A 23,692-nucleotide genomic window follows, 5' to 3' on the forward strand; every position below is an offset into this window, starting at 1 on the left:
GTTAACCTTAATCAGAGAGATTTTCATGAAAAAAGTCCTGTTTACCTTAATGGCTTTGGGTGCTTCGTGCACCGCCCTGGCGCAATCGAGCGTCACCATCTACGGCGTGGCCGATGCCGGCCTGGTCGTCGACAAGGATGCCACCGGCAACCGCCTGACCCGCGTCGCGTCCGGCGTCGCTTCCGGCTCGCGTATCGGCTTCAAGGGCAAGGAAGACCTGGGCAACGGTTTGTCCGCCCTGTTCGTGCTGGAAAGCGGTTTCAATATCGACACCGGTACCTCGGGCCAGGGCGGCCTGCTGTTCGGCCGCCAGGCCTACGTGGGCTTGAGCGGCACGGGCGGCACCGTCACCCTGGGCCGCCAGTACTCGCCGTACTACCTGGCCCTGCGCGACGTGGCCGACCCGTTTGTCATCGGCCTGGCCGGCACGGCGTCGAACATCATGGCCACCGGCAATATCCGCGTCGACAATATGGCGCAGTACAGCACGCCGACCTGGAACAAGCTGTCGGCCGACGTGGCCTACGGTTTTGGTGAAGTGGCGGACGACAATGCGAAAAACCGCAGCCTGGGCGGCGCCGTGCATTACATCGACGGCCCGCTGAACCTGACCGTCACCCACCACCGCAAGGAAAACGTCGCCGGTACCGACCAGACCCGCAACAGCCTGCTGGCCATGCGCTATGACTTCGGCGTGGCGCAAGCCAACCTCGGCTACGCCGACAACCGCGCCCTGGCCAGTGTCAAAAGCAACGACGTGCTGCTGGGCGTGAGCGTGCCATTCGGCCCGACCAAGGTGGTCGCCTCGTATATCCGCCACAACGACAAGAGCAACCTGAACCGCGACGCCCAGCAATGGGCCATCGGCGCCTACTACGCCCTGTCCAAGCGCAGCGACCTGTACACCGGTTACGGCCATATCAGCAACAAGAACGGCGCCACGTTTGTCGTTGGCAACGCCACCGACAACGGTACCGGCAACAGTGGTTTCAACCTGGGCATGCGTCATCTGTTCTGATCACGCCTAGCTCCCGCCAGAGCCGCCGGAGTCCGTTCCGGCGGCTTTTTTCATTTATGCGCGCCGCTTGATGCGATACTGTGGCCTCTTGCAGTCTGACACCGAACCATGACCAACAGCAGCATCCCACTTCCTTCCTGGCGCCAGCGCCCGGCGCAACGTTCGGCCCGCAAGGCACTGGCCTGGGGCGTGGTGCTGGCCGCCTGCCTGGCCATCGTCTGGCTGGTGTATTTCTGGACCGAGCGCCTGGCGATCGGCAAGCTGCAGGCCAGTGGCGCGCAGCGCCTGGAGGTGTATGTCAGCAGCCTGGAAAATGCGCTGGAAAAATATGATTTTTTGCCCAGGACGCTGGAACTGAACCGCGACGTGATCCGCCTGCTGCAGCACCCGGACGACCCGGTGCTGGTCGACACCGTCAACAATTACCTGGAGCAGATGAATGCCCAGGCCAAGTCGTCCACCATCTTTATCAGCAACCTCGACGGCAACACGCGGGCGGCCAGCAACTGGCAGCGGCCGGACAGTTTTATCGGCGACAATATCGCCTTTCGCCCGTATGCCCAGGATGCGCTGCGCGGCACGCCGGGCCGCTTTTATGGGGTCGGCACCACGCGCCTGGAACCCGGTTATTTCTTTGCCCATGGCATCTATCAAAATGGCCGCATGCTGGGCCTGGCCACCGTCAAGCTGAACCTTGAAAACCTGGAAAAGCGCTGGGTGCAAGGCGCCGACAAGGTGATGCTGGCCGACGAGCACGGCGTGATTTTCCTCAGTTCCGTGGCGGACTGGAAATACAAGACCCTGGCGCCCTTGTCGCCGGCCGTGGTGGAGGAAATCAACCGCACGCGCCAGTATTATTCGAAGCAGCTGGAAACCATCCCCTTTGTGTCCGACCGCCAGCTGGGCAATGGCGCGCGCGTGATCAGCGTGCGCGAGCAGGAACGGGCCGATGCGCCACAGAAAACCACCTCGAGCGTGATGACGCAAATCAAGCTCAAGTCGCCCAACGGCTGGACCTTTATCTATCTGTCCGACCTGGCGCAAGCCAAGGCCAGCGCCCGTTCGGCGGCGGCCTTTTCCGGCGTGCTGCTGGGCTTTTTTATGCTGCTGTTCTTTTATGTGCGCCAGCGGCGCGCGGCGGTGGCGCAAAAACTGCGCGCGCGCGAAGACTTGCAGCACGCCTATGACAATCTGGAAACCATGGTCGAGGAACGCACCTCGGAACTGAACGCCATGACGCAAAGCCTGAGCCAGGAAATCGAGGTGCGCAGCAAGGCCGAACAGAAGCTGCATATCACGCAAAACGAACTGTTCCAGGCCGGCAAGATGGCGGTGCTGGGGCAGATGTCGGCCAGCATCACGCACGAGCTGAACCAGCCCCTGACCGCCCTGCGCACCATGTCCGACAACGCGGTGATTTTGCTGGAGCGGGGCCGGCTCGACGACGCGCGCCGCAACCTGGCGAAAATCTCGCAGATCGCCGCCCGCATGGGCGCGATCACGGGCCAGCTGAAAGTGTTTGCGCGCAAGTCGACCACCAGCCTCACCTCGGTATCGATTCCGACCGCGATCAGCAATGCGCTGTTCCTGGTCGAGCGGCGCCTGCAGGTGGAAAACGTGCGCTTTACCTTGCAGCTGCCGCCCGACGATATCTTCGCCATGTGCGAAAGCAACCGCCTGGAACAGGTGCTGGTCAACCTGTACGCCAACGCGCTCGACGCCATGAACGGCAGCGACGTGCGCAGCCTGCGCGTGACGGTCGAATGCAAGGCGCCGCTGGTATTGATCCATGTGGCCGATACGGGGCCGGGCCTGTCGACGGAAGTCTACGAACACCTGTTCGAACCCTTCTTTACCACCAAGCCGCAGGGCCTGGGACTGGGGCTGGGACTGGCCATTTCAGAACAGATCACGCGCCAGTTCGGCGGCGTGCTGCGCGCCGACAATGCACCGGGCGGCGGCGCCATATTCACCATCGAATTACAGATGGCAACGCAGGAGGAAAAGCATGTTTGATGGTTTGAAAGTGTTGCTGGTCGAGGACGACCCGACCGTGCGCGAAGGCAGCGAGCAGGCGCTGCAGCTGGCCGGCCTGGACGTGCTGGCGTTTCACTCGGCCGAGCTGGCCTACAAACTGCTGACGCCCGACTTTCCCGGCATCGTGGTGAGCGACGTGCGCCTGCCCGGCATGAGCGGCCTGGAGCTATTACAGGCGATCAAGCAGCTCGACGCCAACCTGCCCGTGATCCTGGTCACCGGCCACGGCGACATCACGATGGCGGTGCACGCCATGCGCACCGGCGCCTACGATTTTATTGAAAAACCGTATTCGTCGGAGCAGCTGGTCGACGTGATCCTGCGCGCGCTGGAAACCCGGAGATTGATGCTGGAAGTGCACAGCCTGCGCCGCCAGCTGGAGGACGGCGGCGGCATCGAATCGCGCCTGCTGGGCAATTCGCAAGCGATGCGCGATATCCGCCGCCTGATCCTCGACGTGGCCGACGAGCCAGCCGACGTGCTGATCTATGGCGACACGGGCACCGGCAAGGAAATGGTGGCGCGCTGCCTGCATGACTTCAGCCACCGCCGCAAGCACAATTTTGTCGCCGTCAATTGCGGCGCGATTCCCGAAAGCATATTTGAAAGCGAAGTCTTCGGCCATGAAACGGGCTCGTTTACGGGCGCGGCCAAGCGGCAGGTAGGCAAGATCGAGCATGCCGACCACGGCACGTTTTTCCTCGACGAAATCGAAAGCCTGCCGCTGTCCTTGCAGGTGAAACTGCTGCGCGTGCTGCAGGAACGCTATATCGAACGGCTGGGCTCGAACATTCCCACGCCGGTCGACGTGCGCGTGGTGGCGGCCGCCAAGCTGGACCTGGAAGACCTGTCGCGCCAGCAGAAGTTTCGCAGCGACCTGTATTACCGCCTGAACCTGATCGTGCTGCACCTGCCGCCGCTACGCGAGCGGCGCGAAGACATTCCGATGCTGTTCGAACATTTTGTACTGGCCGCCGCCGCCCGCTACAACCGCGCCGCGCCGATGGTGTCGAGCGCGCAGATGCGCAACCTGATGGCGCATGGCTGGCCCGGCAATGTGCGCGAGCTGCGCAATATCGCCGACCGCTTCGTGCTGGGCATCGCCGGCGGCGCCTCGAATTTGCTGGCCACCGGCGCGCAAGCGGGTGCACTGTCCCTGGCCGAACAGGTCAACGGCTTCGAGCGCGCGCTGATCGAGCAGGAACTGCGCGCCTATGCCGGCAATGTCAGCGAAGTGAGCAATGTGCTGGGCCTGCCGAAACAGACCCTGTATCACAAGATGCAGAAATACAATCTGGTGGCCGAAGAGTTCAGGTAGCCATTCCCACGCGGCCGCTGCGCAAGGGCACGACCCAGTCCGGCCGGCCATTGGCCAGCGCCAGCCGCGCCTGCGTTTCCCAGTCATACACGACCTGGTAAAACTGCGCCGACCAGCGCCCGTGCGCATCGCTTTCCACGATGGCATAGCGCGCATGTGGCGTGCCGTTTTCCATCACGTGCGGATACAGATGATCGTCATCGTAGGCCTGCAGGCCGACGCTGCCGGGATTGACGACCAGCCGCCCGTCCGGCAATGGCATCGCGCGCGGCATATGCGTGTGGCCGCACAAAATCAGGGCCGCATCCGCGTCGCCGGCGCGCTGCGTCACCTCGTCCATGGTGGCGGCGCGGCTGCCCTGCGGCGTGATGGTATCCAGGAAATACACCAGGTCGCTGCCGGGCGTGCCATGCACCAGCAGCACATCGTGGCGCAGGCGCAAGGTGGCCGGCAGCGCGGCTATCCACGCCAGCTGCGGCGGCAGCAACTGCGCCCGCGCATACGCGTCGGACACGCCCATGCGTGCCGGATCGCCCAGCAACTGGCGTTCGTGATTGCCGCGGATGGTGGGCAGCGCCAGCGCCATCAGACGCGCCGCCGTCTCGCGCGGCTGCAAGTGGCCCGAGACGATATCGCCCAGGTTGACGGTGACATCGACACCGCGCCGCGCGATGTCGGCCAGCACGGCCTCCAGCGCGGCAAGATTGCCGTGGATATCGGAAATGGCGGCGATACGCATATGGGACTCCTTGTCACAATCGGTAGGATTATTCTGACGCAAATTTGAGAAGTGCGGCTACATAGGCAACATGGCGCAATTGTTATTATTTCCTCACTGCATTGCCGCGCCTGCGCTGCGGCGATACCAACCTATCCTGAGGAGCTTTTCCATGTTTGCCACGTCCACCCCCACCCGCCTGTCGCCGCCACGTTTGCGCCATCTTGCCATGCGCAGCGCCATGTTGCTGGGGATCGTGGGCGTTGCCGCCACCGGCACGGTGGCGCATGCCGAGCCGTCGGTGGCGCTCGACCGCGCCAGCATTTCCGTGGGCGCATTTTACGCCGATCCGCGCATCGATATCGGCGCCGATACGCAGTTCGGCCGCCTCGATGCGCCGGATTCCAATCCGAAACACACCACGATTCCGCGCGTAAAAGCCGACCTGCTGATCGGCGACCGCCATGGCCTGTCGTTCGACTACTATCGCTACGACAAGAACTATACGCCTACCCTGTCCGGCCAGACCATCATCAATGGCCAGCCCGTCACCGGCACCGCCACGGCCGACGCCGACCTGCAGCTGGACCTGGCCAAGCTGGCCTACAAATGGTGGCTGGGCGAGAACAAGGATACCTTCGGCATCGGCCTGGGCGCGGCCTACTACAGCGCCAAGCTGGACGGCACGGCAACCGGCCTGGTCAATGGTGTAAGCGCCACCGCGCGCGACTCCGTCAGCGAACACGCATTCGCGCCGCTGATAGAAGTGGCCTGGCGCCATGCCTTCACGCCGGACCTGCGCATGTACATGGAAGCGTCCGGCATCAAGAAAAACGGCGGCACCATCAACGGCCATATCTATGGCGGCAATATCGGCGTGGAATGGTTTCCGTTCAAAAATGTCGGTTTCGTGGCCGACTACGGCATCTCGAAAATCGCCTTGCGCCGCGACAGCACCCGCGACGCCGACCTGAATATCCGCCTGACGGGCCCATCGGCCTACGTCAAGATGCGCTTCTGATTCGCCACCCTTCCTTCAACGTCCCCGCCGCGTGCGGGGACGTTGTCGTTTACGCCCTCGTCATTCATCCCTTCCTGCCGCATTCCAGCCCGATATTCTGGCTCTTGGTCGCAAAAATATTATTTACTTTCTAATTGTCGATAGAGTATTGTCTTTAAGTAACATCCGCTATCGCGGAAGACCAGACAGACCGGCCGACACGAATCGGCCGGCACTTTTACCGTCAAGCCCAGGAGAGTGCCGTAATGCTATCGATCAAACAACTGAACAAAACCTATTCCAATGGCGTCAGGGCCATCCACGATGTCAGCCTCGATATTCCGAACGGCATGTTCGGCCTGCTGGGGCCGAATGGCGCCGGCAAATCGTCGCTGATGCGCACCATTGCGACCTTGCAAGACCCCGACAGCGGCAGCATCACTTTCAATGGTATCGATGTGCTCAATGACAAGGAAGGCCTGCGCCGCCAGCTCGGCTATTTGCCGCAGGACTTCGGCGTGTATCCGAAGGTCAGCGCGGAAACCCTGCTCAATCACTTTGCGGTACTGAAAGGCCTGACGGAAAAAGGCCCGCGCAAGGAAGCGGTGGAAGCATTGCTGCAGCAAACCAATCTGTGGGAAGCGCGCAAGCGCAAGCTGGGCACCTATTCGGGCGGCATGCGCCAGCGCTTCGGCATCGCCCAGGCGCTGCTGGGGGCGCCGCGCCTGGTGATCGTCGATGAGCCGACGGCCGGCCTGGACCCGGACGAACGCAACCGCTTCCTGAACCTGCTGGCGAAAATCGGCGAGCAGGTGGTGGTGATCCTGTCGACCCATATCGTGGCCGACGTGACCGACCTGTGCCCGCGCATGGCGATGATCGTCAAGGGGCAGGTGCTGGTGCAGGGCGAGCCGCAGGCCGCGATCGATACCTTGAACAACAAGGTATGGCGCCGCACCGTGTCCACCGACGAGCTGGCGCAGTACCAGCAAAGCCTGAACGTGCTGTCGACGCGCCTGGTGGGCGGCCGGCCGCAGATCAATGTCTTTGCCGACAGCCAGCCCGACAGCGGCTTCGTGCAGATCGCGCCGGACCTGGAAGACGTGTACTTCCTGCATGTGCGCAATGCCGCCGCGCCTGCCGCCGCCTCTGCCACCACCGTGGCTTGAGGAGCGCGCCATGTGGAAGGAATTTTTCAAGTTTGACCTCGGCTACCAGCTGAAACAACCTTTGCTGTGGGTATTTGCCGCCATCCTGGCCCTGATGGCCTTTGGCGTGACGACCAGCGATTCGGTGCAGATGGGCGGCGCGATCGGCAACGTCAACCGCAATGCGCCGACCGTGGTGGCGCAGCTGCTGGGCATGTTTACCCTGCTGTCGATGTTTCTCATTACTGTTTTTATCGCCGGCGCCGTGCTGCGCGACAGCGAAGTCGGCATGGCCGACATGCTGTTCGCCACGCCGATGCGCAAATGGGACTACCTGTTCGGCCGCTTTGCCGCCGGTTTTGTCGCCTGCCTGGTGATTTTTGTCTGCATCGCGCTCGGCACCATGATCGGCCCGCTGATGCCGTGGGTCGACCCGCAACGCGTGGGACCGTTTTCGCTGCACACCTATGGCTGGACCTTTGCCGTGCTGGTGATTCCCAACCTGCTGTTCGTCGGCGCGCTGCTGATGCTGCTGGCGGCCACCACGCGCTCGATGCTGCTGGTGTATGTGGGCGTGCTGGCCTTTTTCGTGCTGCGCACCATCGCCAGCTTACTGACGCGCGACATCAACAACGAATGGCTGGCCGTGCTGATCGACCCGTTTGGCGTGACCGCCTTTGGCCGCATGACGCGCTATTTCACCTCATCGGAAGCGAACACCAGCCTGCCGCCGTTTGAACATTTCCTGCTGGCCAACCGCCTGCTGTGGCTGGGCATTACCACTGCCCTGTTTGCCGCCACCGTGATCCTGTTCAAGCCGCAGCGCACCGGCACCGGCAAGCGCCTGTTCGGCAAGCACAAGACGCAAGCGGCAAGCCCAGTCGTGGCAGCGCCGCTGCAATTGCCGCGCATTGCGCCGGCCTTCGGTGCCGCCACCGCCTGGCGCCAGTGGTGGCAGATCCTGCGCTTCGACGCCGCCGGCGTATTCAAGAGCGTGCCCTTCCTGGTGATGCTGCTGTTCGGCGTGATGAACCTGATCGCCGGCGTCACACTGGGTGCCAAGCTGTACGGCACCACCGTCTATCCGATGACCTACCTGATGCTGCAACAGATCAGCCAGAGCTTCAGCTTCATGCTGATCATTATCGTCACCTTCTATGCGGGCGAACTGATCTTCAAGGAACGGCAAGTGAAGATCGCCGATGTCAGCGACGCCATGCCGGTGGCCGACTGGACGCCGCTGCTGGCCAAATGTACGGCCCTGACCGGCGTGGTGGCAGGCTATATGCTGGTCGGCGTGATCACCACCATCATCTTCCAGCTGGTCAAGGGCGGCGCGCCGGTGGAGCTGGGCCTGTATCTGCAAGGCAGCTTGCTGGGTAGCTTCTTCTTCGTGCTGATGGGCTTGTGCGCCATCGTGCTGCAGGTGCTGTCGAACAACAAGTTCATCGGTTACCTGGCGGTGATCCTGCTGATGGTGTCGCAGGCCGTGCTGGGCATGTTGCACTTCGAACACAACCTGTACAACTTCGGCGCCACGCCCGACATCAAGTATTCCGACATGAACGGCTATGGCCATTTCCTGGTGGGCTGGCGCTGGTATGCGCTGTACTGGAGCCTGTTTACCGTGGCCATGGTGATGCTGGCGCAGGCGTTCTGGGTGCGCGGCCTGTCGACCGGCTGGCGTTCCCGCGTCAGCCTGGCTGGCCGGCGCCTGAAAAGCGGTACCGGCGCGGCGCTGGCCGCGGTCGTGCTGTGCTGGCTGGGCACCGGCGGCTGGATCTTCTACAACACCAATGTGCTCAATACCTATGCAACGGCGGATGTGAACATGGACAAGGCGGCGCGCTACGAAAAACTGTACCGCCAGTACAAGGACTTGCCGCAGCTGAAGATCACCGAGGTGCAGGCCAATGTCGATATCTATCCGGAACAGCGCAAGGTGCTGATCAAGGGCCACTATCTGCTGCAGAACAAGACCGCGCAAGCGATCGACACCCTGCGCATCCAGCTCGATCCCGAACTGGAGACCACCTGGCTGAACTTGCCCGCGCACAGCACGCAACTGGACGACAAGGACCTCGGTTTCCGCATCCTGAAGCTGGCCACGCCGCTGGCGCCGGGCGCGCAACTGCCGCTCGACTTCACGGTTGCCGTCACCCATGAAGGCTTTACCAACAGCGGCGCGCCGGACCAGGTCAACCTGAACGGTACCTTCTTCAACAACATGGCCTTCTTTCCGCACTTCGGCTACCAGCAGGAGATGGAACTGAAAGACCGCAACGAGCGCCGCAAGCGGGGCCTGGGCGAACCGCAGCGCATGGCCAAGCTGGAAGACAAGTCGGCCTACGGCAACACCGTGTTTGGCAGCGAAGCGGACTGGATCAGCTTTGACACCACCGTCTCCACCAGCGGCGACCAAACGGCGCTGGCGCCCGGCTACCTGCAAAAAAGCTGGGAAAAGGATGGCCGCCGCTACTACCACTACAAGATGGACCAGCCGATGATGCCCTTCTTTGCCTACCTGTCGGCGCGCTGGGACGTGAAAAAAGGCGATTGGCACGGCGTGCCGATCGAAGTGTATGTCGACAAGAAACACGGCTACAACACCGAGCGCATGATCACCTCGGTACAGAAGTCGCTCGACTATTACACCGCCGAGTTCACGCCCTACCAGCACAAGCAGGTGCGCATCCTGGAATTCCCCGGCTACGCCAGCTTTGCCCAGTCGTTCGCTAATACCATCCCGTATTCGGAAGGCATCGGCTTTATCGCCGACCTGCGCAACAAGGACGATATCGACTACGTGTATTACGTCACCGCCCATGAAATGGCCCACCAGTGGTGGGGCCACCAGGTGATCGGCGCCAATGTGCAGGGCGCGTCGATGCTGATGGAGTCGCTGGCGCAATACTCGGCGCTGATGGTGATGGAAAAGGAATACGGCCGCGACAAGCTGCGCCGCTTCCTGCGCTATGAGCTGGACCGTTATCTGAGCGGACGCGGCGGCGAATTGATCGAGGAACTGCCTTTGGCGCGCGTGGAAAACCAGCAATATATCCACTACCGCAAGGGCAGCCTGATCTTCTATCGCCTGCGCGACGAGATCGGCGAAGCGGCCGTCAACCGCGCGCTGAAACGCTTCCTGCAAGACAAGGGCTACCAGCAGGCGCCGTTCACCACCACCGCCGAACTGCTGACGTATATCCGCGCCGAAGCACCGGCAGACAAGCAGGCCCTGATCACCGACCTGTTCGAGAAAATCGTCTTCTACGACAACCGCGTGACTGCAGCGACCGCCGTCAAGCGGCCGGACGGCCAGTGGGATGTCACCATGAAGCTGCACCTGGCCAAGCTCGAATCGGACGGCAAGGGCAAGGAAAGCCCGCGCGTGTATGACGAGCCGGTGGAAATCGCCATCTTTGCGCGCGCGCCGGGCGCCAAGGAAAAAGATGAAACCGTGCTGTTCACGGACAAGCGCGTCTTGAGTGGAAAAGACCCGGTGGTGACCATCACGGTCAAGGAAAAACCGTTCGAGGTCGGTGTCGATCCATATAACAAGATGATCGACCGCGTGTCGAGCGATAACCGCAAGGAGGTCAGTTTCAATTAAGCTGACAGCCATATGAAACAGGCCGCGCAATCGATGATTGCGCGGCCTGTTTTTTTAACGGCGGGAGATCAGCGGTAAACCATGCCGCCATCGATCAGCGGCGCCTGCCCCGTCATGTAGTCCGAATCGGGTCCGGCCAGGAACGACACCAGCCCCGCCACATCGTCCGGCGTTTCGGCGCGCCCCAGCGCGATGCCGTCGACAAATTTCTTGTAGGTCGCGCCCAGCTCGGCGCCCGTCACCTCGGCCATGCGCTTGTCGATCTCGACCCACATGTCGGTGCCGACGACGCCAGGGCAATAGGCATTGACGGTAATGCCGTCCGAGGCGAGTTCCCTGGCCGCCGACTGCGTCAGCGCGCGCACCGCGAACTTGGTGGCGCAATACACGCCCAGCAAGGCAAAGCCGTCATGGCCGGCGATCGAGCAGGCATTGATGATCTTGCCCTTCTGCCCGCGCTGCTTGAAGGTTTTTGCGGCCGCCTGGATGCCCCACAAGGTGCCTTGCACATTGATGCGCATGATGCGGTCGACTTCTTCCGGCGTCACGTCCAGCAGCGGCGCCACCTGGGCGATGCCGGCATTGTTGACCATGATATCGAAGCCGCCCAGTTCCTTTTCGGCAAACGCCACCGCTGCCGTGACCTGATCCAGCTGCGACACATCGGCGATATAAGTGAAGACGCGGCGCCCCAGCGCACGCACTTCCGCCGCAGCCGCATCGAGTTTTTCCTGGTTCAGGTCGACCAGCGCGATATCGGCGCCATCCTTGGCCAGCCTTAAGGCGATTGCCTTGCCGATGCCTTGCGCGGCGCCCGTGACCAATGCGACTTTTCCTGTGATGCTCATGTGTTTTCCTTTCAAAATCAGCGGTCCTGCAACAGGCAGGTTCGCTTCCACTCCCATCAAAAACCTTTTTGACGGGGAAGGGAAGAGCGCACGGGACAGGAATGTGGCAAACGGCGAGGCAGGTCAAGTAAAGGCAAATTGCCGCTACTCTTTTACATACACGGCATAGATGGCGAACGGCAAACCAAGCACCACGGATAGCCAGGGCCAGGCGGCAACAATGTGGGCAAAGGCCAGCAGCAGCAGGCACACCACCGCCAGCACCACCACGAACACGATGCGGCGCAGCCATTTGCCGCCGGTTGTCGTCACCGGGTCGGCATAGGTTGGCGCTTGCTCCTCCTTCCGTGTCTTGACACGCTTGCTGCGCGCCGGACGTGCCGAAGCGGGCGGAAGTGGCAAGGGCATGCCGTCATGACTGGACGCTCTCTGGCGGCATTCATTGGCGCAGCGCAGCTCCACTTCGCTGATCCAGCCATCGAGACGACGGCCCCAGTCGTCGATTTGCGCGATGCCTGCCTCGTCGAATCCCTGGTAGTAGCTGTTTTCGTTCTTGGGATGGGTATCGTTGGCAAACCTTGCCCGCTCGCTATACAAGGTGGCCAGCACGGCATGCGCCAGGGAAGAAATGCTGCCGCTGGGGAACAGCGGAAATCTCGCCCACGACGCGGGCGGCTCCCGCGGCAGGAAGATGGGGCCGGCCGGCGCCAGGCTCGATGGAATATTGGTCTCGAGATTGGTGGCGATGCTGTCCGCCAGCGCCTTCCAGTGGGTCTCTGGCACGTTCAGTTGCCCGGCCCGCTCTTCGACGCACCAGTAGCTGTCGATCTCGCCGCCCCAATGTGTCGCGTCGGGAAAGATGGGGATGCCCGGCTCGTCCGGCAGCAAGGGATGCGTCAGCCACGCGGGCCGCTCTTCGCCGACGGCCCAGATCTGGTACCGATCAGGAAAATGCACCACCACCGCATGCTCGCCACTGCGCACAAGCTGCGGCGGCGCGATGCCGAATTCGCTCAGCAGGTGCAGCGACAGCCTCGCCGCGCCCGACTGCTTCAGGATGCCCAGCCACCACGTGAAATCATCGGCCAGCAGGGCATGGTCAGCCAGTTGCCGGAACTGCAGGCGGGCGCCGAAAAAGATGCCGTGCCGGTACCAGTCGTCCAGCGCCAGCTTGTCGCGCAGGAATTGCGTGCCGTAGCTGACCAAGGCGATCTGGCGGTGGATCGATGCGGATTGCAAGCCGGGCTCCTGTCATGGTGGAAACAGACAGCTTACCACCGGGCTTGTTTCCTTCGCGCATAGCAGGCTGTGCCGCGCCACACCGGCAATATCTGCGGCAGGCTTGTAGAATCGCCAGTATCTCCGCCGCCAGGGTTCCCCCATGACTGCCACCGCCGCCCCGAAGACACTGCATATCGCCAGGAAGCTGATGTCCCTGCTGGGCAAGATCCAGATCACCGACGACGCCGGCAACGTCCTGTACGAAAGCCGCGCCCGCTGGGGCTGGCTGAGCCAGCCGTGGAGCATCACGCAAGACGGACGCGAAGTGGCCGCCGTCACGCGCAAGCTGTGGTCATTCACGCCGATCTGGAACGTCAGCACCAACGAAGAAAACTTCATCTTGCGCGGCAAGCTGTGGAGCTGGCGCCGGCAGATCACCGTCGTCGGTGGCCGCTTCGACGGCGCCATGCTGCGCGGCAGCCTGCTCGACATGGATTTCGAACTGGCCCGGCATGGCCAGGTGATCGCCAGGGCGCAAGCCAAGGTCATGACCTTGCGCACGCGGCACAGCATCGACTTGCTGGACACGACGCCGCAGGCGGAACTGTTGACGGCGATCCTGATGACTCATCTGCTGGCGCAGAAGCGCGAGGACAATCGGATGGGGGCGGCGGAGCAACATTCGGTGCATTTGTAAGATAGGATAGGCTGCAGATAACACGTAGCAACTAATGTAATATCGTGCCTATCACTCTGCTATGCCGCATGATCTTGAAGACTTGCACTTACGCCAATGGAACTTCACTTGGTGCCGATAATTACATAGATAGCTATTTACATACATTCGCCGTAAAGGGGAACTCGATGACGATGGAATGGCAGCGCCTTGTATCAACAAAACGTCTTGGACGTGAGGGTGATGGCACTGCGGCAGGTACCCGCACCGAATATATGAGGGACTGGGATCGGCTCGTCTACTCCAGTGCGTTCCGGCGCTTGCAGGACAAGACTCAGGTTTTTCCCCTTTCTGAAAGTGATTACGTCCGCACCAGACTGACGCACAGCATCGAAGTTTCCTCAGTAGGACGCTCACTCGGCATGCAATGTGGCCATTTCATTGTTGAGAATAACAAGGGCATCACCCTTGATGCTCAGGATTTCGGCAGTATCGTCGCGGCGGCTTGCCTTGCCCACGATATCGGTAACCCACCTTTTGGCCATTCTGGCGAGTGTGCGATTCAATCCTGGTTTTCCGATGGAAATAGACAATACTTGGAAGGCCTCTCCAAACGCCAACAAAATGACTTTCTTAAATTTGAAGGCAATGCGCAAGGATTTCGTCTGATCACCCGTTTGCAAAATGAAATTAACCGTGGTGGATTCCAACTTACCTATGCGGTCCTGGCATCCTTTGGAAAATATCCGCAGGCATCGGATATGCCCATATCCAAGAAAATCAGTGAAAAGAAATTTGGCTATTGCGACGATGATGCCGACAATTTCACACTTGTGGCAAACGGTGTAGGTCTGATCAAAAAGAATAGTGGTGCCTATTGCCGACACCCGTTGGCATTTCTGATGGAGGCCGCAGACGATATCTGCTACAACGTGGTGGACTTGGAAGACGGGCACAGGGTTGGGAGAGTTTCGTTCGAGCAGGCCAAGAATTTGCTCTGGGAAATCGCATTTCCAGATGGGAAAACTTCCAGCCCTTCATATGAGCGTATTGATGATGATGACGGCAGAATTGAATATCTGCGTGCACGTGCAATAGGCAACTTGATTGAGGCTACTGTGGACGTATTCAAACAACAATACGTACACATCATGAATGGCGAACTTGAAAACGATCTTGTCAGTCTGTGCAAATACGCAGCCAATTTGAAGGCAATCTCCAAACTCTCCCGGGAACGTATCTACACCACGCCTACAGTGCTACAAATCGAAGCGGCCGGCTTTGAGATTCTTGGCGGCCTTTTGGATAAATTCGTCCCAGCCCTGCTCAATGCTCCAGACACACGTTCGAAAGCACACCAAAAAATCGTTGAAATTATTCCTAGCCAATTCACTAAAGGAAAATCACGCTATGAGCAGCTGTTAAGTGCCACGGATTACATTTCCGGGATGACAGACACGTATGCTCTCAAGCTGTTCAGACGTTTGCATGGTATCGAGCTGCCCGGCTTGACACAGTAACTTCAGTAAAATTTCCGAGCTTGGTGAACATGAAAAAACCCTGTAGCCCAACAAGGCGCTACAGGGTTTTTCTGGCTTTGAACAAGCTTAGAACGGAATATCGTCATCCATATCCGAAAAGTTCGGCGCTGGCTTCGGTGCCGGGCGTGGTGCTGGCGCCGGAGCAGGACGCGGGGCTGGTGCCTGGCGTGGGGCCGGGGCGTCGTAGCCGCCGCTGTTGCCGCCGTAGCTGTCGTCGCCACCGGCGTCGCCGCCCATGCCGGAACGGCCGCCCAGCATTTGCATGTTTTCAGCGATGATGTCGGTTGCGTACTTCTCGACGCCGTCCTTGTCCGTGTATTTACGGGTTTGCAGGCGGCCTTCGACGTAGACCGAGGAACCTTTTTTCAGGTACTGGCCGACGATTTCAGCCAGGCGGCCGAAGAACGAGATGCGATGCCATTCGGTCAACTCTTTTTGTTCGCCCGTGTTGCGGTCCTTCGATTTGTACGAAGTGGCCACGGCGATGTTGGCGATCGCGTCGCCGCTAGGCATGTAGCGGATTTCCGGGTCGCGGCCCAGATTGCCGACGATAATGACTTTGTTGACTGATGCCATGAATAACTCCTGTTGAACTGCTGCGGGAGTGCCGCGCGTTAGATTTTTTACTAAACGACGATTATAAGCGACTCACCGGCACAAGGCGACTTGTATTGAGGCGCGTGCGTCGTGCCATGCAGCGATGTGGCACGGTCCCGTTTTTTTCAGCAGCGGTGAAAACAAGAAACTTGAATACTGGTATTATATACAGTGTTCAAACGTCTGTACGCATCTGCATCAACCTTTGTCCGCGCACGCCGGCCAGGCGGCAAAATCCGCTTGCCACGGCCTCAGGCGTGCGCAACAAAACCCGGCTATAGTAACAAGTTGACCCGCCGCATGCCCGTTTTGGGGCGGTACGGGTCCACCGCACCCCACTGAAAGCAAGGCTAATCACATGGAACAGATCCGCATTCGCGGTGCTCGCACGCATAACCTCAAGAATATCAATCTCGATTTGCCGCGCAATAAGCTGATCGTGATTACCGGCCTGTCCGGCTCCGGCAAGTCCTCACTGGCGTTCGACACCCTGTACGCGGAAGGCCAGCGCCGCTATGTCGAATCGCTGTCGGCGTATGCGCGCCAGTTCCTGCAGCTGATGGAAAAACCCGATGTCGACCTGATCGAGGGCCTGTCGCCGGCGATTTCCATCGAACAGAAAGCCACTTCGCACAACCCGCGCTCGACGGTGGGCACGGTGACGGAAATCCACGATTACCTGCGCCTGCTGTATGCGCGCGTCGGCACGCCGTATTGCATCAACCATCCGGAACACGCGCTGGCCGCGCAGACCGTGTCGCAAATGGTCGACGCCGTGCTGGCCATGCCGGAAGACACCAAGCTGATGATCCTCGCGCCGGTGGTGGCCAACCGCAAGGGCGAACACGTCGACCTGTTCGAACAGATGCAGGCACAGGGCTTCGTGCGTTTTCGCGTGCAGAGCGGCACGCACGACGCGAAGATCTATGAAGTCGACGACCTGCCGAAACTGAAGAAAACCGAAAAGCATACGATCGACGTGGTGATCGACCGGGTCAAGGTCAACCAGGACATCAAGCAGCGCCTGGCGGAAAGTTTCGAGACGGCGCTGCGCCTGGCCGATGGCCGCGCCGTGGCCTACGAAATGGATACCGCACAGGAACAGGTATTTTCGAACAAGTTCGCCTGCAACGAGTGCGGCTATTCGCTGCAGGAACTGGAACCGCGTCTGTTCTCGTTCAACAATCCGATGGGCGCCTGCCCGGAATGCGACGGTCTCGGTCATATTGAATTCTTTGACCCGAAACGCATCGTCGCGTTCCCGAATCTGTCGCTGGCCTCGGGCGCTGTCAAGGGCTGGGACCGCCGCAACCAGTTTTACTTCCAGATGCTGTCGAACCTGGCCGACTTCTACGAGTTCGACCTCGACATGCCGTTCGAACAGCTGGAACTGAACGCCCAGCAAGCCGTGCTGTACGGCTCGGGCAAGCAGGTGATTCCCTTCAGCTATGTGAACGAGCGCGGCCGTACCGTGGTCAAGGAACACATGTTTGAAGGCGTGGTCAACAATCTGCAGCGCCGCTACCGTGAAACCGATTCGATGGCGGTCAAGGAAGAGCTGGCCAAGTTCATCAATGAAAAATGCTGCCCGTCCTGCGACGGCGCGCGCCTGCGCGTGGAAGCGCGCCATGTGAAAGTCGGCACCGGCAAGCAGCAGCGCGCGATCTATGAAGTGGCGGAAAAGCCGCTGCGCGACACGCTCGATTTCTTTGAAAAACTGAAACTGACGGGCGCCAAGAAAGAGATCGCCGACCGGGTCGTGAAAGAGATCATTTCGCGCCTGAAATTCCTCAACAATGTGGGCCTCGACTACCTGTCGCTGGACCGCAGCGCCGATACCCTATCGGGCGGCGAGGCGCAACGGATACGCCTGGCGTCGCAGATCGGTTCAGGCCTGACGGGCGTGATGTATGTGCTCGATGAACCGTCGATCGGCCTGCACCAGCGCGACAACGACCGCCTGATCGAAACGCTGAAACACTTGCGCGATATCGGCAACAGCGTGCTGGTGGTCGAGCACGACGAGGACGCGATCCGCACCGCCGACTATATCGTCGACATGGGCGTGGGCGCCGGCGTGCACGGCGGCGAGATCATCGCCGAAGGCACCTTGAAGGACATCCTGAAAAACAAGAAGTCGCTGACGGCGCAATACCTGAACGGCAAGCTGAAAATCGCCGTACCGAAGAAGCGCCATGTGAGCAATCCGGAAAAGCAGCTCGTCATTACCGGCGCGACCGGCAACAACCTGAAAAAAGTGTCGTTGAGCCTGCCGGTGGGCCTGATGACCTGCGTGACGGGCGTGTCCGGTTCGGGCAAGTCCTCGCTGGTGAACGACACCTTGTACCCGGCCCTGTCGCGCCACTTGTACGGCTCGCAGACGGAACCGGCGCCGCACGATTCGATCAGCGGCCTGGAGCATTTCGACAAGGTGATTTCCGTCGACCAGGCACCGATCGGCCGCACCCCGCGTTCGAACCCGGCCACCTATACCGGCTTGTTTACGCCGATCCGCGACCTGTTCTCAACCGTGCCGACGGCCAAGGAACGCGGTTACAGCGCGGGCCGCTTCTCGTTCAACGTCAAGGGCGGACGCTGCGAAGCGTGCCAGGGCGATGGCGTGATCAAGGTCGAGATGCACTTTTTGCCGGACGTATATGTGCCATGCGACGTGTGCCACGGCAAGCGCTACAACCGCGAAACGCTGGAAGTGCAATACAAGGGCAAGAACATCACCGAGGTGCTGGGCATGACGGTGGAGGAAGCGCATGAATTCTTCAAGCCGGTGCCGCTGATCGCGCGCAAGCTGCAGACCTTGCTCGACGTGGGCCTCGGCTACATCAAGCTGGGGCAGAGCGCTACCACCCTCTCGGGCGGCGAGGCGCAGCGCGTGAAACTGTCGCTGGAACTGTCGAAGCGCGACACCGGTCGCACCCTGTATATCCTGGACGAGCCGACCACCGGCCTGCACTTCCACGATATCGACCTGCTGATGAAAGTGATCCACCGCCTGCGCGACCAGGGCAACACCCTGGTGATCATCGAGCACAACCTGGACGTGATCAAGACGGCCGACTGGATCGTCGACTTGGGTCCCGAAGGCGGCGCCGGCGGCGGGCAGATCATCGCCACCGGCACGCCGGAAGAAGTGGCCCTCAATCCGGCCAGCGTGACGGGCAAATACCTGGGACCGCTGCTGAAGCAATAAACAGTCGGCTCCATAAAAAACGGCGCGTATTGCTCATGCAATCCGCGCCGTTTCCCTTTTCAGCACGCCAGTCATTGCCGGCGTGTCTTTGTATCACACACCGGTCTTTGCCAGCGTGCGTCTCCCCCTGCTAAAACTCTTACCCTGCCAGGCGCTGCTCGAGCGCCGCCTTGTTGTCGGCCAAGGCCTGCGGCAGATGATACGCCAGCTTTTCAAACAATTCCGTATGCAATTTCAATTCTTCCACCCACGCCGCCTTGTCGATCGAGGTGATGGTGTCGAATTGTTCTTGCGTGAACGGCAGGCCGTCCCAGTTCAGGTCGCCGTATTCGGGCGTGGTGCCGAACAGGTTTTCCACGCCGCCCGTCTTGCCGTCGATGCGTTCCAGCATCCATTTCAGCACGCGCATATTGTCGCCAAAACCGGGCCAGACGAATTTGCCTGCTTCGTCGGTACGGAACCAGTTGACGCAATAGATCTTCGGCAGCGCGGCCGGGTTGACCTTGCCCACTTTCACGCCCATGTCCAGCCAGTGCTGGAAATAGTCGCTCATGTTATAGCCGATAAATGGCAACATGGCAAATGGATCGCGTCGCACCACGCCCATCTGGCCCACGGCGGCGGCCGTGGTTTCGGAACCCATGGTGGCGGCCATGTAGACGCCTTCGACCCAGTTGCGCGCTTCGGTCACTAAAGGCACGGTGGTCGAGCGGCGCCCGCCAAAGATGAAGGCCGAGATCGGCACGCCGGCCGGGTCGTCCCAGGCGGCGTCGATCACCGGGTTTTGCGTCGCGGCAACGGTGAAGCGGGCGTTCGGATGGGCGGCCTTGGTACCGGATTGCGGCGTCCAGTCCTTGCCCTGCCAGTCGATCAGATGGCTCGGCGCTTCTTTCGTCAAGCCTTCCCACCAGACGTCGCCGTCGTCGGTCAGCGCGACGTTGGTGAAGATGGTGTTTTCACGCATCGAGGCCATGCAGTTGAAATTGGTTTTTTCATTGGTGCCGGGCGCCACGCCAAAATAGCCCGCTTCCGGGTTGATGGCGTACAGGCGGCCATCGGCGCCGGGCTTGATCCAGGCGATATCGTCGCCGATGGTGGTCACTTTCCAGCCCTGGAAGCTGGCCGGTGGAATCAGCATGGCGAAGTTGGTCTTGCCGCAGGCCGATGGGAAGGCCGCCGCCACATAGTGCTTCTTGCCTTCCGGTGACTCGACACCGAGGATCAGCATGTGTTCGGCCAGCCAGCCTGGTGCGTCTGCGGATGCTTGCGCTTCCTGGTAGCCCATGTTCGAGGCGATGCGCAGGGCGAAGCACTTCTTGCCCAGCAAGGCATTGCCGCCGTAGCCGGAACCGTAGGACCAGATTTCGCGCGTTTCCGGGAAATGCACGATGTATTTGGTGCTGTTGCATGGCCATTTCACATCGGCCTGGCCGGCGGCCAGGGGCGCGCCCACGCTGTGCACGCATGGCACGAACTCGCCATCGGTGCCCAGCACGTCGTAGACGGCACGACCCATGCGGGTCATGATTTTCATGTTGACGGCAACATACGGTGAATCGGACAGTTCCACGCCGATATGGGCGATCGGCGAACCGAGCGGGCCCATCGAAAACGGCACCACATACATGGTGCGGCCCTGCATGCAACCGTCGAACAGGCCGCTCAGGGTGTGGCGCATCTCGCCCGGTTCGGTCCAGTTATTGGTCGGACCGGCCGCTTCTTTCGTTGCCGAGCAGATATAGGTACGGTCTTCGACACGGGCCACGTCGCTCGGGTCGGAACAGGCCAGGTAGGAATTCGGGCGCTTGTCGGCGTTCAGTTTTTTCATGGTGCCGCTGGCCACCATCTCGGCACACAGGCGCTCGTACTCTTCCTGCGAGCCGTCGCACCAGTAGATACGATCGGGTTTGGTCAGCGCGGCAATCTCCGCCACCCAGTTGATCAGTTTCTGTTGTTTAATATAAGCTGGAACGTTGAGTGTGGCAACGCCACCCATGACGGGCTGATTCATATTACCTCCAATACCAATTAAGAAATTCTGGTGGTTCCGGCAGACAGCCCTGCCGCGGCGCGCTCACGCTGGCAGTCTGGCTGGTCGTGCCGGCCGCGGCGCATGGCGCCGGCGGCGGTGTTTGCGCCTGGTGGACGCGCGGTGCATGCACCAGGATGTAGCAAAGTGTCGGCGATTGTACACCCGTCAAACCGCTATTCTCGCAAAAATGTAGGAGAATAGTCCGACTAATGTAGTAGGCTATTCGGCATTACCCGTATCCTGTTATTTCCCTACCAAATTCACATTAAAATCGGTCAACCTCCATGAAAATTGCCATACTCGATGATTATCAGGATGCCGTGCGCGGCCTCGATTGTTTCAAATTAACGGCAGGACACGACGTCAAAGTGTTCAGCAACACGGCGCGCGGCCTGGGCCAGCTGGCGATCCGCCTGGCGCCGTTCGACGCCCTGGTATTGATACGCGAGCGCAGCAGTTTCAACCGCGCCCTGCTGGCCAAGCTGCCCAATTTGAAACTGTTGTCGCAAACGGGCAAGGTCAGCGGCCATGTGGATGTGGCCGCCGCTACCGAGCTGGGCATCGCGATTGCCGAAGGCGTCGGCTCACCCACGGCGCCGGCCGAACTGACCTGGGCCTTGATCATGGCGGCCCAGCGCAAGATCGTGCCGTACGCGCAGAACCTGAAAGAGGGCTTGTGGCAGATGGCCTCGCTGGAACCGGCGCAGAACACCCTGGGCACGGCGCTCAAGGGCCGCACCCTCGGTATCTGGGGCTACGGCAAGATCGGCCAGCTGGTGGCCGGCTATGGCCGCGCGTTCGGCATGCGGGTGCTGATATGGGGCAGCGAAGCGAGCCGCACGGCGGCGGTGGCAGCCGGCGACACGGCGGCCGAGTCGCGCGAGGACTTTTTTGCGCAGGCCGATGTGCTCAGCCTGCACCTGCGCCTGTCCGACAAGACGCGTGGCATCGTCACGGCGCAGGACCTGGCGCGCATGAAGCCGACGGCCCTGTTCGTCAATACCAGCCGCGCCGAACTGGTGGCCGATGGTGCCCTGGAAGCGGCCCTGCCGCAAGGGCGCCCGGGCGCGGCCGCGCTCGACGTGTTTACGGACGAACCGTTGCCGCCCACATCACCGCTGTTGCAGCTGCCCAATGTGCTGGCCACGCCGCACCTGGGCTACGTGGAGCGTGACGGCTATGAGCTGTATTTCAGCTATGCCCTGCAAAACATCGTCGACTTCGAACGCGGGCAATGCACGCGCCTGCTCAATCCCGAGGTGCTGGCGCATGCGCGCCAGCTGGCGTTCAGGAGCGCTGGAAACCCTTGAGCAGGTCCGGCTCGCCCGTGATGCTGACGGGCGGCAACGGCAGCACATGCGGGCGCGACCACAGGCCGGTCCAGCCCGGTGGCCAGGCCAGCACGGGACCGGCGTAAGCCGGCAAGCCGGCGCGCACGGCAATCACCGGCACCGGCGGCATCTCGGGCAGGGGGGCGCCCGGTTCGCGCGGCATGTCCAGGCTGTACATATAGTTGGGCAGCAAGGCGTCGCAGACCTGCGCGAACCAGGCCGCATGGTCTTCATCGCGGCCCAGCGCCTGGGCCAGGCCTTGCGGATCGAAGCGCGCCAGCGCGTCGACCAGCTCGGCGGTGGTGGCGCCCGGGGTATCGCCCCAGCCCATCACGGGATTGACGTTGTAGTCGGCACCCGAGCCATACCAGCCTTCGCGCCAGGGCCGCTGCATCCAGTCGCGCGGCCCGGTAAACAAATGCCAGCGCCAGTGCAGGCCCGACGGTTTCGGCCAGGAATACAGATACAGCTTTTGATATCCGGCGCGGTGCAATTCGCGCACCATGGCCATCAGGCGCGCATGCGGCATGCGGTCCGGCGGCGCGCGGCGAAAGCGGATCGCTTCGCCATCGGCAAATTCGACGTCATCGGTGGACAGGTTCAGGTCCAGGGTGCGCGCTTCGCTGCCGAAACGCGCGGCGATCCAGCCGGTCAGCAAGTTGACGGACGTGATCACGCCATAACCGCGATGGCGGTGAAAAATGACGGTGCCGGGAGCAAGCGCTTTCATGGGGAATCATCAAGCCGGAGCGGGAGCAAAGAAGCAAGTGTACCCACAGATGGCCGAATTTTCCAGATGCGGGTCAACAAGCTTACTCGCCCAGGCATCGCCATTCACGCTATCATGCGCGTCATTCTCCACTGACATCGTGACCACATCATGACCTTGCGCATCCTCGCCACCGGCGGCACTTTCGACAAGCATTACAATGAATTGAACGGCACCCTGGGTTTTTCCGACAGTCATTTGCCGGCCGCCATCGCGCGCGCGCGCATGACGGCGCCGGTGGCGCTGGAGCAACTGCCGCTGCTCGACTCGCTCGACATGCAGGATGCCGACCGCCAGCGCGTGCTGGCCTCGTGCCGCGCGGCGCATGAAAAAGCCATCGTCATCATCCACGGCACCGACACCATGCGCGAAACGGCACAGGTGCTGGGCGCGGCGCAGTTGCAGCAGACCATTATCCTGACGGGCGCCATGATTCCGTATGAAATCGCCAACTCCGACGCCCTGTTCAACCTGGGCTTTGCCTGCGGCGTGGCGCAGGCTCTGCCGGCCGGCGTCTACGTGGCGATGAACGGACAGATCTTTGCCTGGGACAATGTGCAGAAGAACCGCGCCGCCGGCGTGTTCCAGCCCTTGTAAGCGCTGTCTCATCCAGCACA

The 23,692-nt window shown here is 61.0% G+C and carries 17 protein-coding genes; 11 read left to right on the forward strand and 6 right to left on the reverse strand.

What is annotated here, in order from left to right; genetic code table 11:
• Positions 1-25 precede the first annotated feature (25 nt).
• The 3 genes from Q8L25_RS00160 (at position 26) to Q8L25_RS00170 (ending at position 4,373) form a co-directional block, all read left to right on the forward strand.
• Positions 26-1,018, forward strand: coding sequence for a porin (locus Q8L25_RS00160; RefSeq protein WP_308923002.1), 993 nt, complete (start codon positions 26-28; stop codon positions 1,016-1,018).
• A 108-nt stretch (positions 1,019-1,126) separates the two neighbouring features.
• On the forward strand, positions 1,127-3,034 hold the full coding sequence (locus Q8L25_RS00165) for an ATP-binding protein (RefSeq protein ID WP_308923003.1): 1,908 nt from the start codon (positions 1,127-1,129) through the stop codon (positions 3,032-3,034).
• On the forward strand, positions 3,027-4,373 hold the full coding sequence (locus Q8L25_RS00170) for a sigma-54 dependent transcriptional regulator (protein WP_308923004.1): 1,347 nt from the start codon (positions 3,027-3,029) through the stop codon (positions 4,371-4,373). Before Q8L25_RS00165 ends, Q8L25_RS00170 begins: the two co-directional genes overlap by 8 nt.
• Here Q8L25_RS00170 and Q8L25_RS00175 read toward each other — a convergent pair.
• Positions 4,366-5,112, reverse strand: a complete 747-nt coding sequence (locus Q8L25_RS00175) for a metallophosphoesterase family protein (RefSeq protein WP_308923005.1) — start codon at positions 5,110-5,112, stop codon at positions 4,366-4,368. The genes Q8L25_RS00170 and Q8L25_RS00175 overlap by 8 nt on opposite strands.
• 151 nt (positions 5,113-5,263) lie before the next feature.
• Here Q8L25_RS00175 and Q8L25_RS00180 point away from each other — a divergent pair, with 151 nt between their 5' ends.
• The 3 genes from Q8L25_RS00180 (at position 5,264) to Q8L25_RS00190 (ending at position 10,852) form a co-directional block, all read left to right on the forward strand.
• Positions 5,264-6,112 carry a hypothetical protein gene (locus Q8L25_RS00180; RefSeq protein ID WP_308923006.1) on the forward strand — a complete coding sequence of 283 codons (849 nt, stop codon included), beginning with the start codon at positions 5,264-5,266 and terminating at the stop codon, positions 6,110-6,112.
• Between the two features lie 245 nt (positions 6,113-6,357).
• Entirely contained in the window at positions 6,358-7,260 is a 903-nt protein-coding gene (locus tag Q8L25_RS00185) for an ABC transporter ATP-binding protein (protein ID WP_308923007.1), read from the forward strand.
• Positions 7,261-7,270: 10 nt separating this feature from the next.
• On the forward strand, positions 7,271-10,852 hold the full coding sequence (locus Q8L25_RS00190; RefSeq protein WP_308923008.1) for a M1 family aminopeptidase: 3,582 nt from the start codon (positions 7,271-7,273) through the stop codon (positions 10,850-10,852).
• A gap of 68 nt (positions 10,853-10,920) precedes the next feature.
• On the opposite strand, the gene Q8L25_RS00195 is transcribed toward Q8L25_RS00190, so the two are convergent.
• Complete coding sequence (locus tag Q8L25_RS00195; protein ID WP_308923009.1) at positions 10,921-11,700, reverse strand: acetoin reductase; 780 nt, start codon at positions 11,698-11,700, stop codon at positions 10,921-10,923.
• Positions 11,701-11,844: 144 nt separating this feature from the next.
• Positions 11,845-12,939 (reverse strand): hypothetical protein, encoded by a 1,095-nt coding sequence (locus Q8L25_RS00200; RefSeq protein WP_308923010.1) that lies wholly within the window; start codon positions 12,937-12,939, stop codon positions 11,845-11,847.
• A 142-nt stretch (positions 12,940-13,081) separates the two neighbouring features.
• Here Q8L25_RS00200 and Q8L25_RS00205 point away from each other — a divergent pair, with 142 nt between their 5' ends.
• A complete protein-coding gene (locus tag Q8L25_RS00205) occupies positions 13,082-13,618 on the forward strand; it encodes a hypothetical protein (RefSeq protein ID WP_308923011.1) in 537 nt (178 codons plus the stop codon).
• Positions 13,619-13,785: 167 nt separating this feature from the next.
• The gene (locus Q8L25_RS00210; protein ID WP_308923012.1) at positions 13,786-15,117 is read left to right on the forward strand and encodes a deoxyguanosinetriphosphate triphosphohydrolase; all 1,332 of its coding nucleotides are present in this window, start codon (positions 13,786-13,788) and stop codon (positions 15,115-15,117) included.
• Between the two features lie 87 nt (positions 15,118-15,204).
• Here Q8L25_RS00210 and ssb read toward each other — a convergent pair whose 3' ends face one another.
• Complete coding sequence (ssb, locus tag Q8L25_RS00215) at positions 15,205-15,714, reverse strand: single-stranded DNA-binding protein (protein ID WP_065306109.1); 510 nt, start codon at positions 15,712-15,714, stop codon at positions 15,205-15,207.
• A gap of 379 nt (positions 15,715-16,093) precedes the next feature.
• On the opposite strand from ssb, the gene uvrA reads away from it, so the two are divergent.
• Entirely contained in the window at positions 16,094-18,943 is a 2,850-nt protein-coding gene (gene uvrA, locus Q8L25_RS00220; protein ID WP_308923013.1) for an excinuclease ABC subunit UvrA, read from the forward strand.
• 139 nt (positions 18,944-19,082) lie between these two features.
• Here the strand turns inward: uvrA and Q8L25_RS00225 are convergent, their stop codons facing one another.
• Positions 19,083-20,954, reverse strand: coding sequence for a phosphoenolpyruvate carboxykinase (GTP) (locus tag Q8L25_RS00225; RefSeq protein WP_308923014.1), 1,872 nt, complete (start codon positions 20,952-20,954; stop codon positions 19,083-19,085).
• 305 nt (positions 20,955-21,259) lie between these two features.
• Between Q8L25_RS00225 and Q8L25_RS00230 the strand changes: the two genes are divergently transcribed.
• On the forward strand, positions 21,260-22,285 hold the full coding sequence (locus Q8L25_RS00230; protein WP_308923015.1) for a D-2-hydroxyacid dehydrogenase family protein: 1,026 nt from the start codon (positions 21,260-21,262) through the stop codon (positions 22,283-22,285).
• Here the strand turns inward: Q8L25_RS00230 and Q8L25_RS00235 are convergent.
• Positions 22,263-23,036, reverse strand: coding sequence for an L-asparaginase (locus tag Q8L25_RS00235; RefSeq protein WP_308923016.1), 774 nt, complete (start codon positions 23,034-23,036; stop codon positions 22,263-22,265). The genes Q8L25_RS00230 and Q8L25_RS00235 overlap by 23 nt on opposite strands.
• 150 nt (positions 23,037-23,186) lie before the next feature.
• Here Q8L25_RS00235 and Q8L25_RS00240 point away from each other — a divergent pair, with 150 nt between their 5' ends.
• A complete protein-coding gene (locus Q8L25_RS00240) occupies positions 23,187-23,672 on the forward strand; it encodes an asparaginase domain-containing protein (RefSeq protein WP_308923017.1) in 486 nt (161 codons plus the stop codon).
• Positions 23,673-23,692: the final 20 nt, after the last annotated feature.

The sequence above is a fragment of the Janthinobacterium sp. J1-1 genome, from assembly GCF_030944405.1.
Lineage (GTDB): Bacteria > Pseudomonadota > Gammaproteobacteria > Burkholderiales > Burkholderiaceae_D > Janthinobacterium.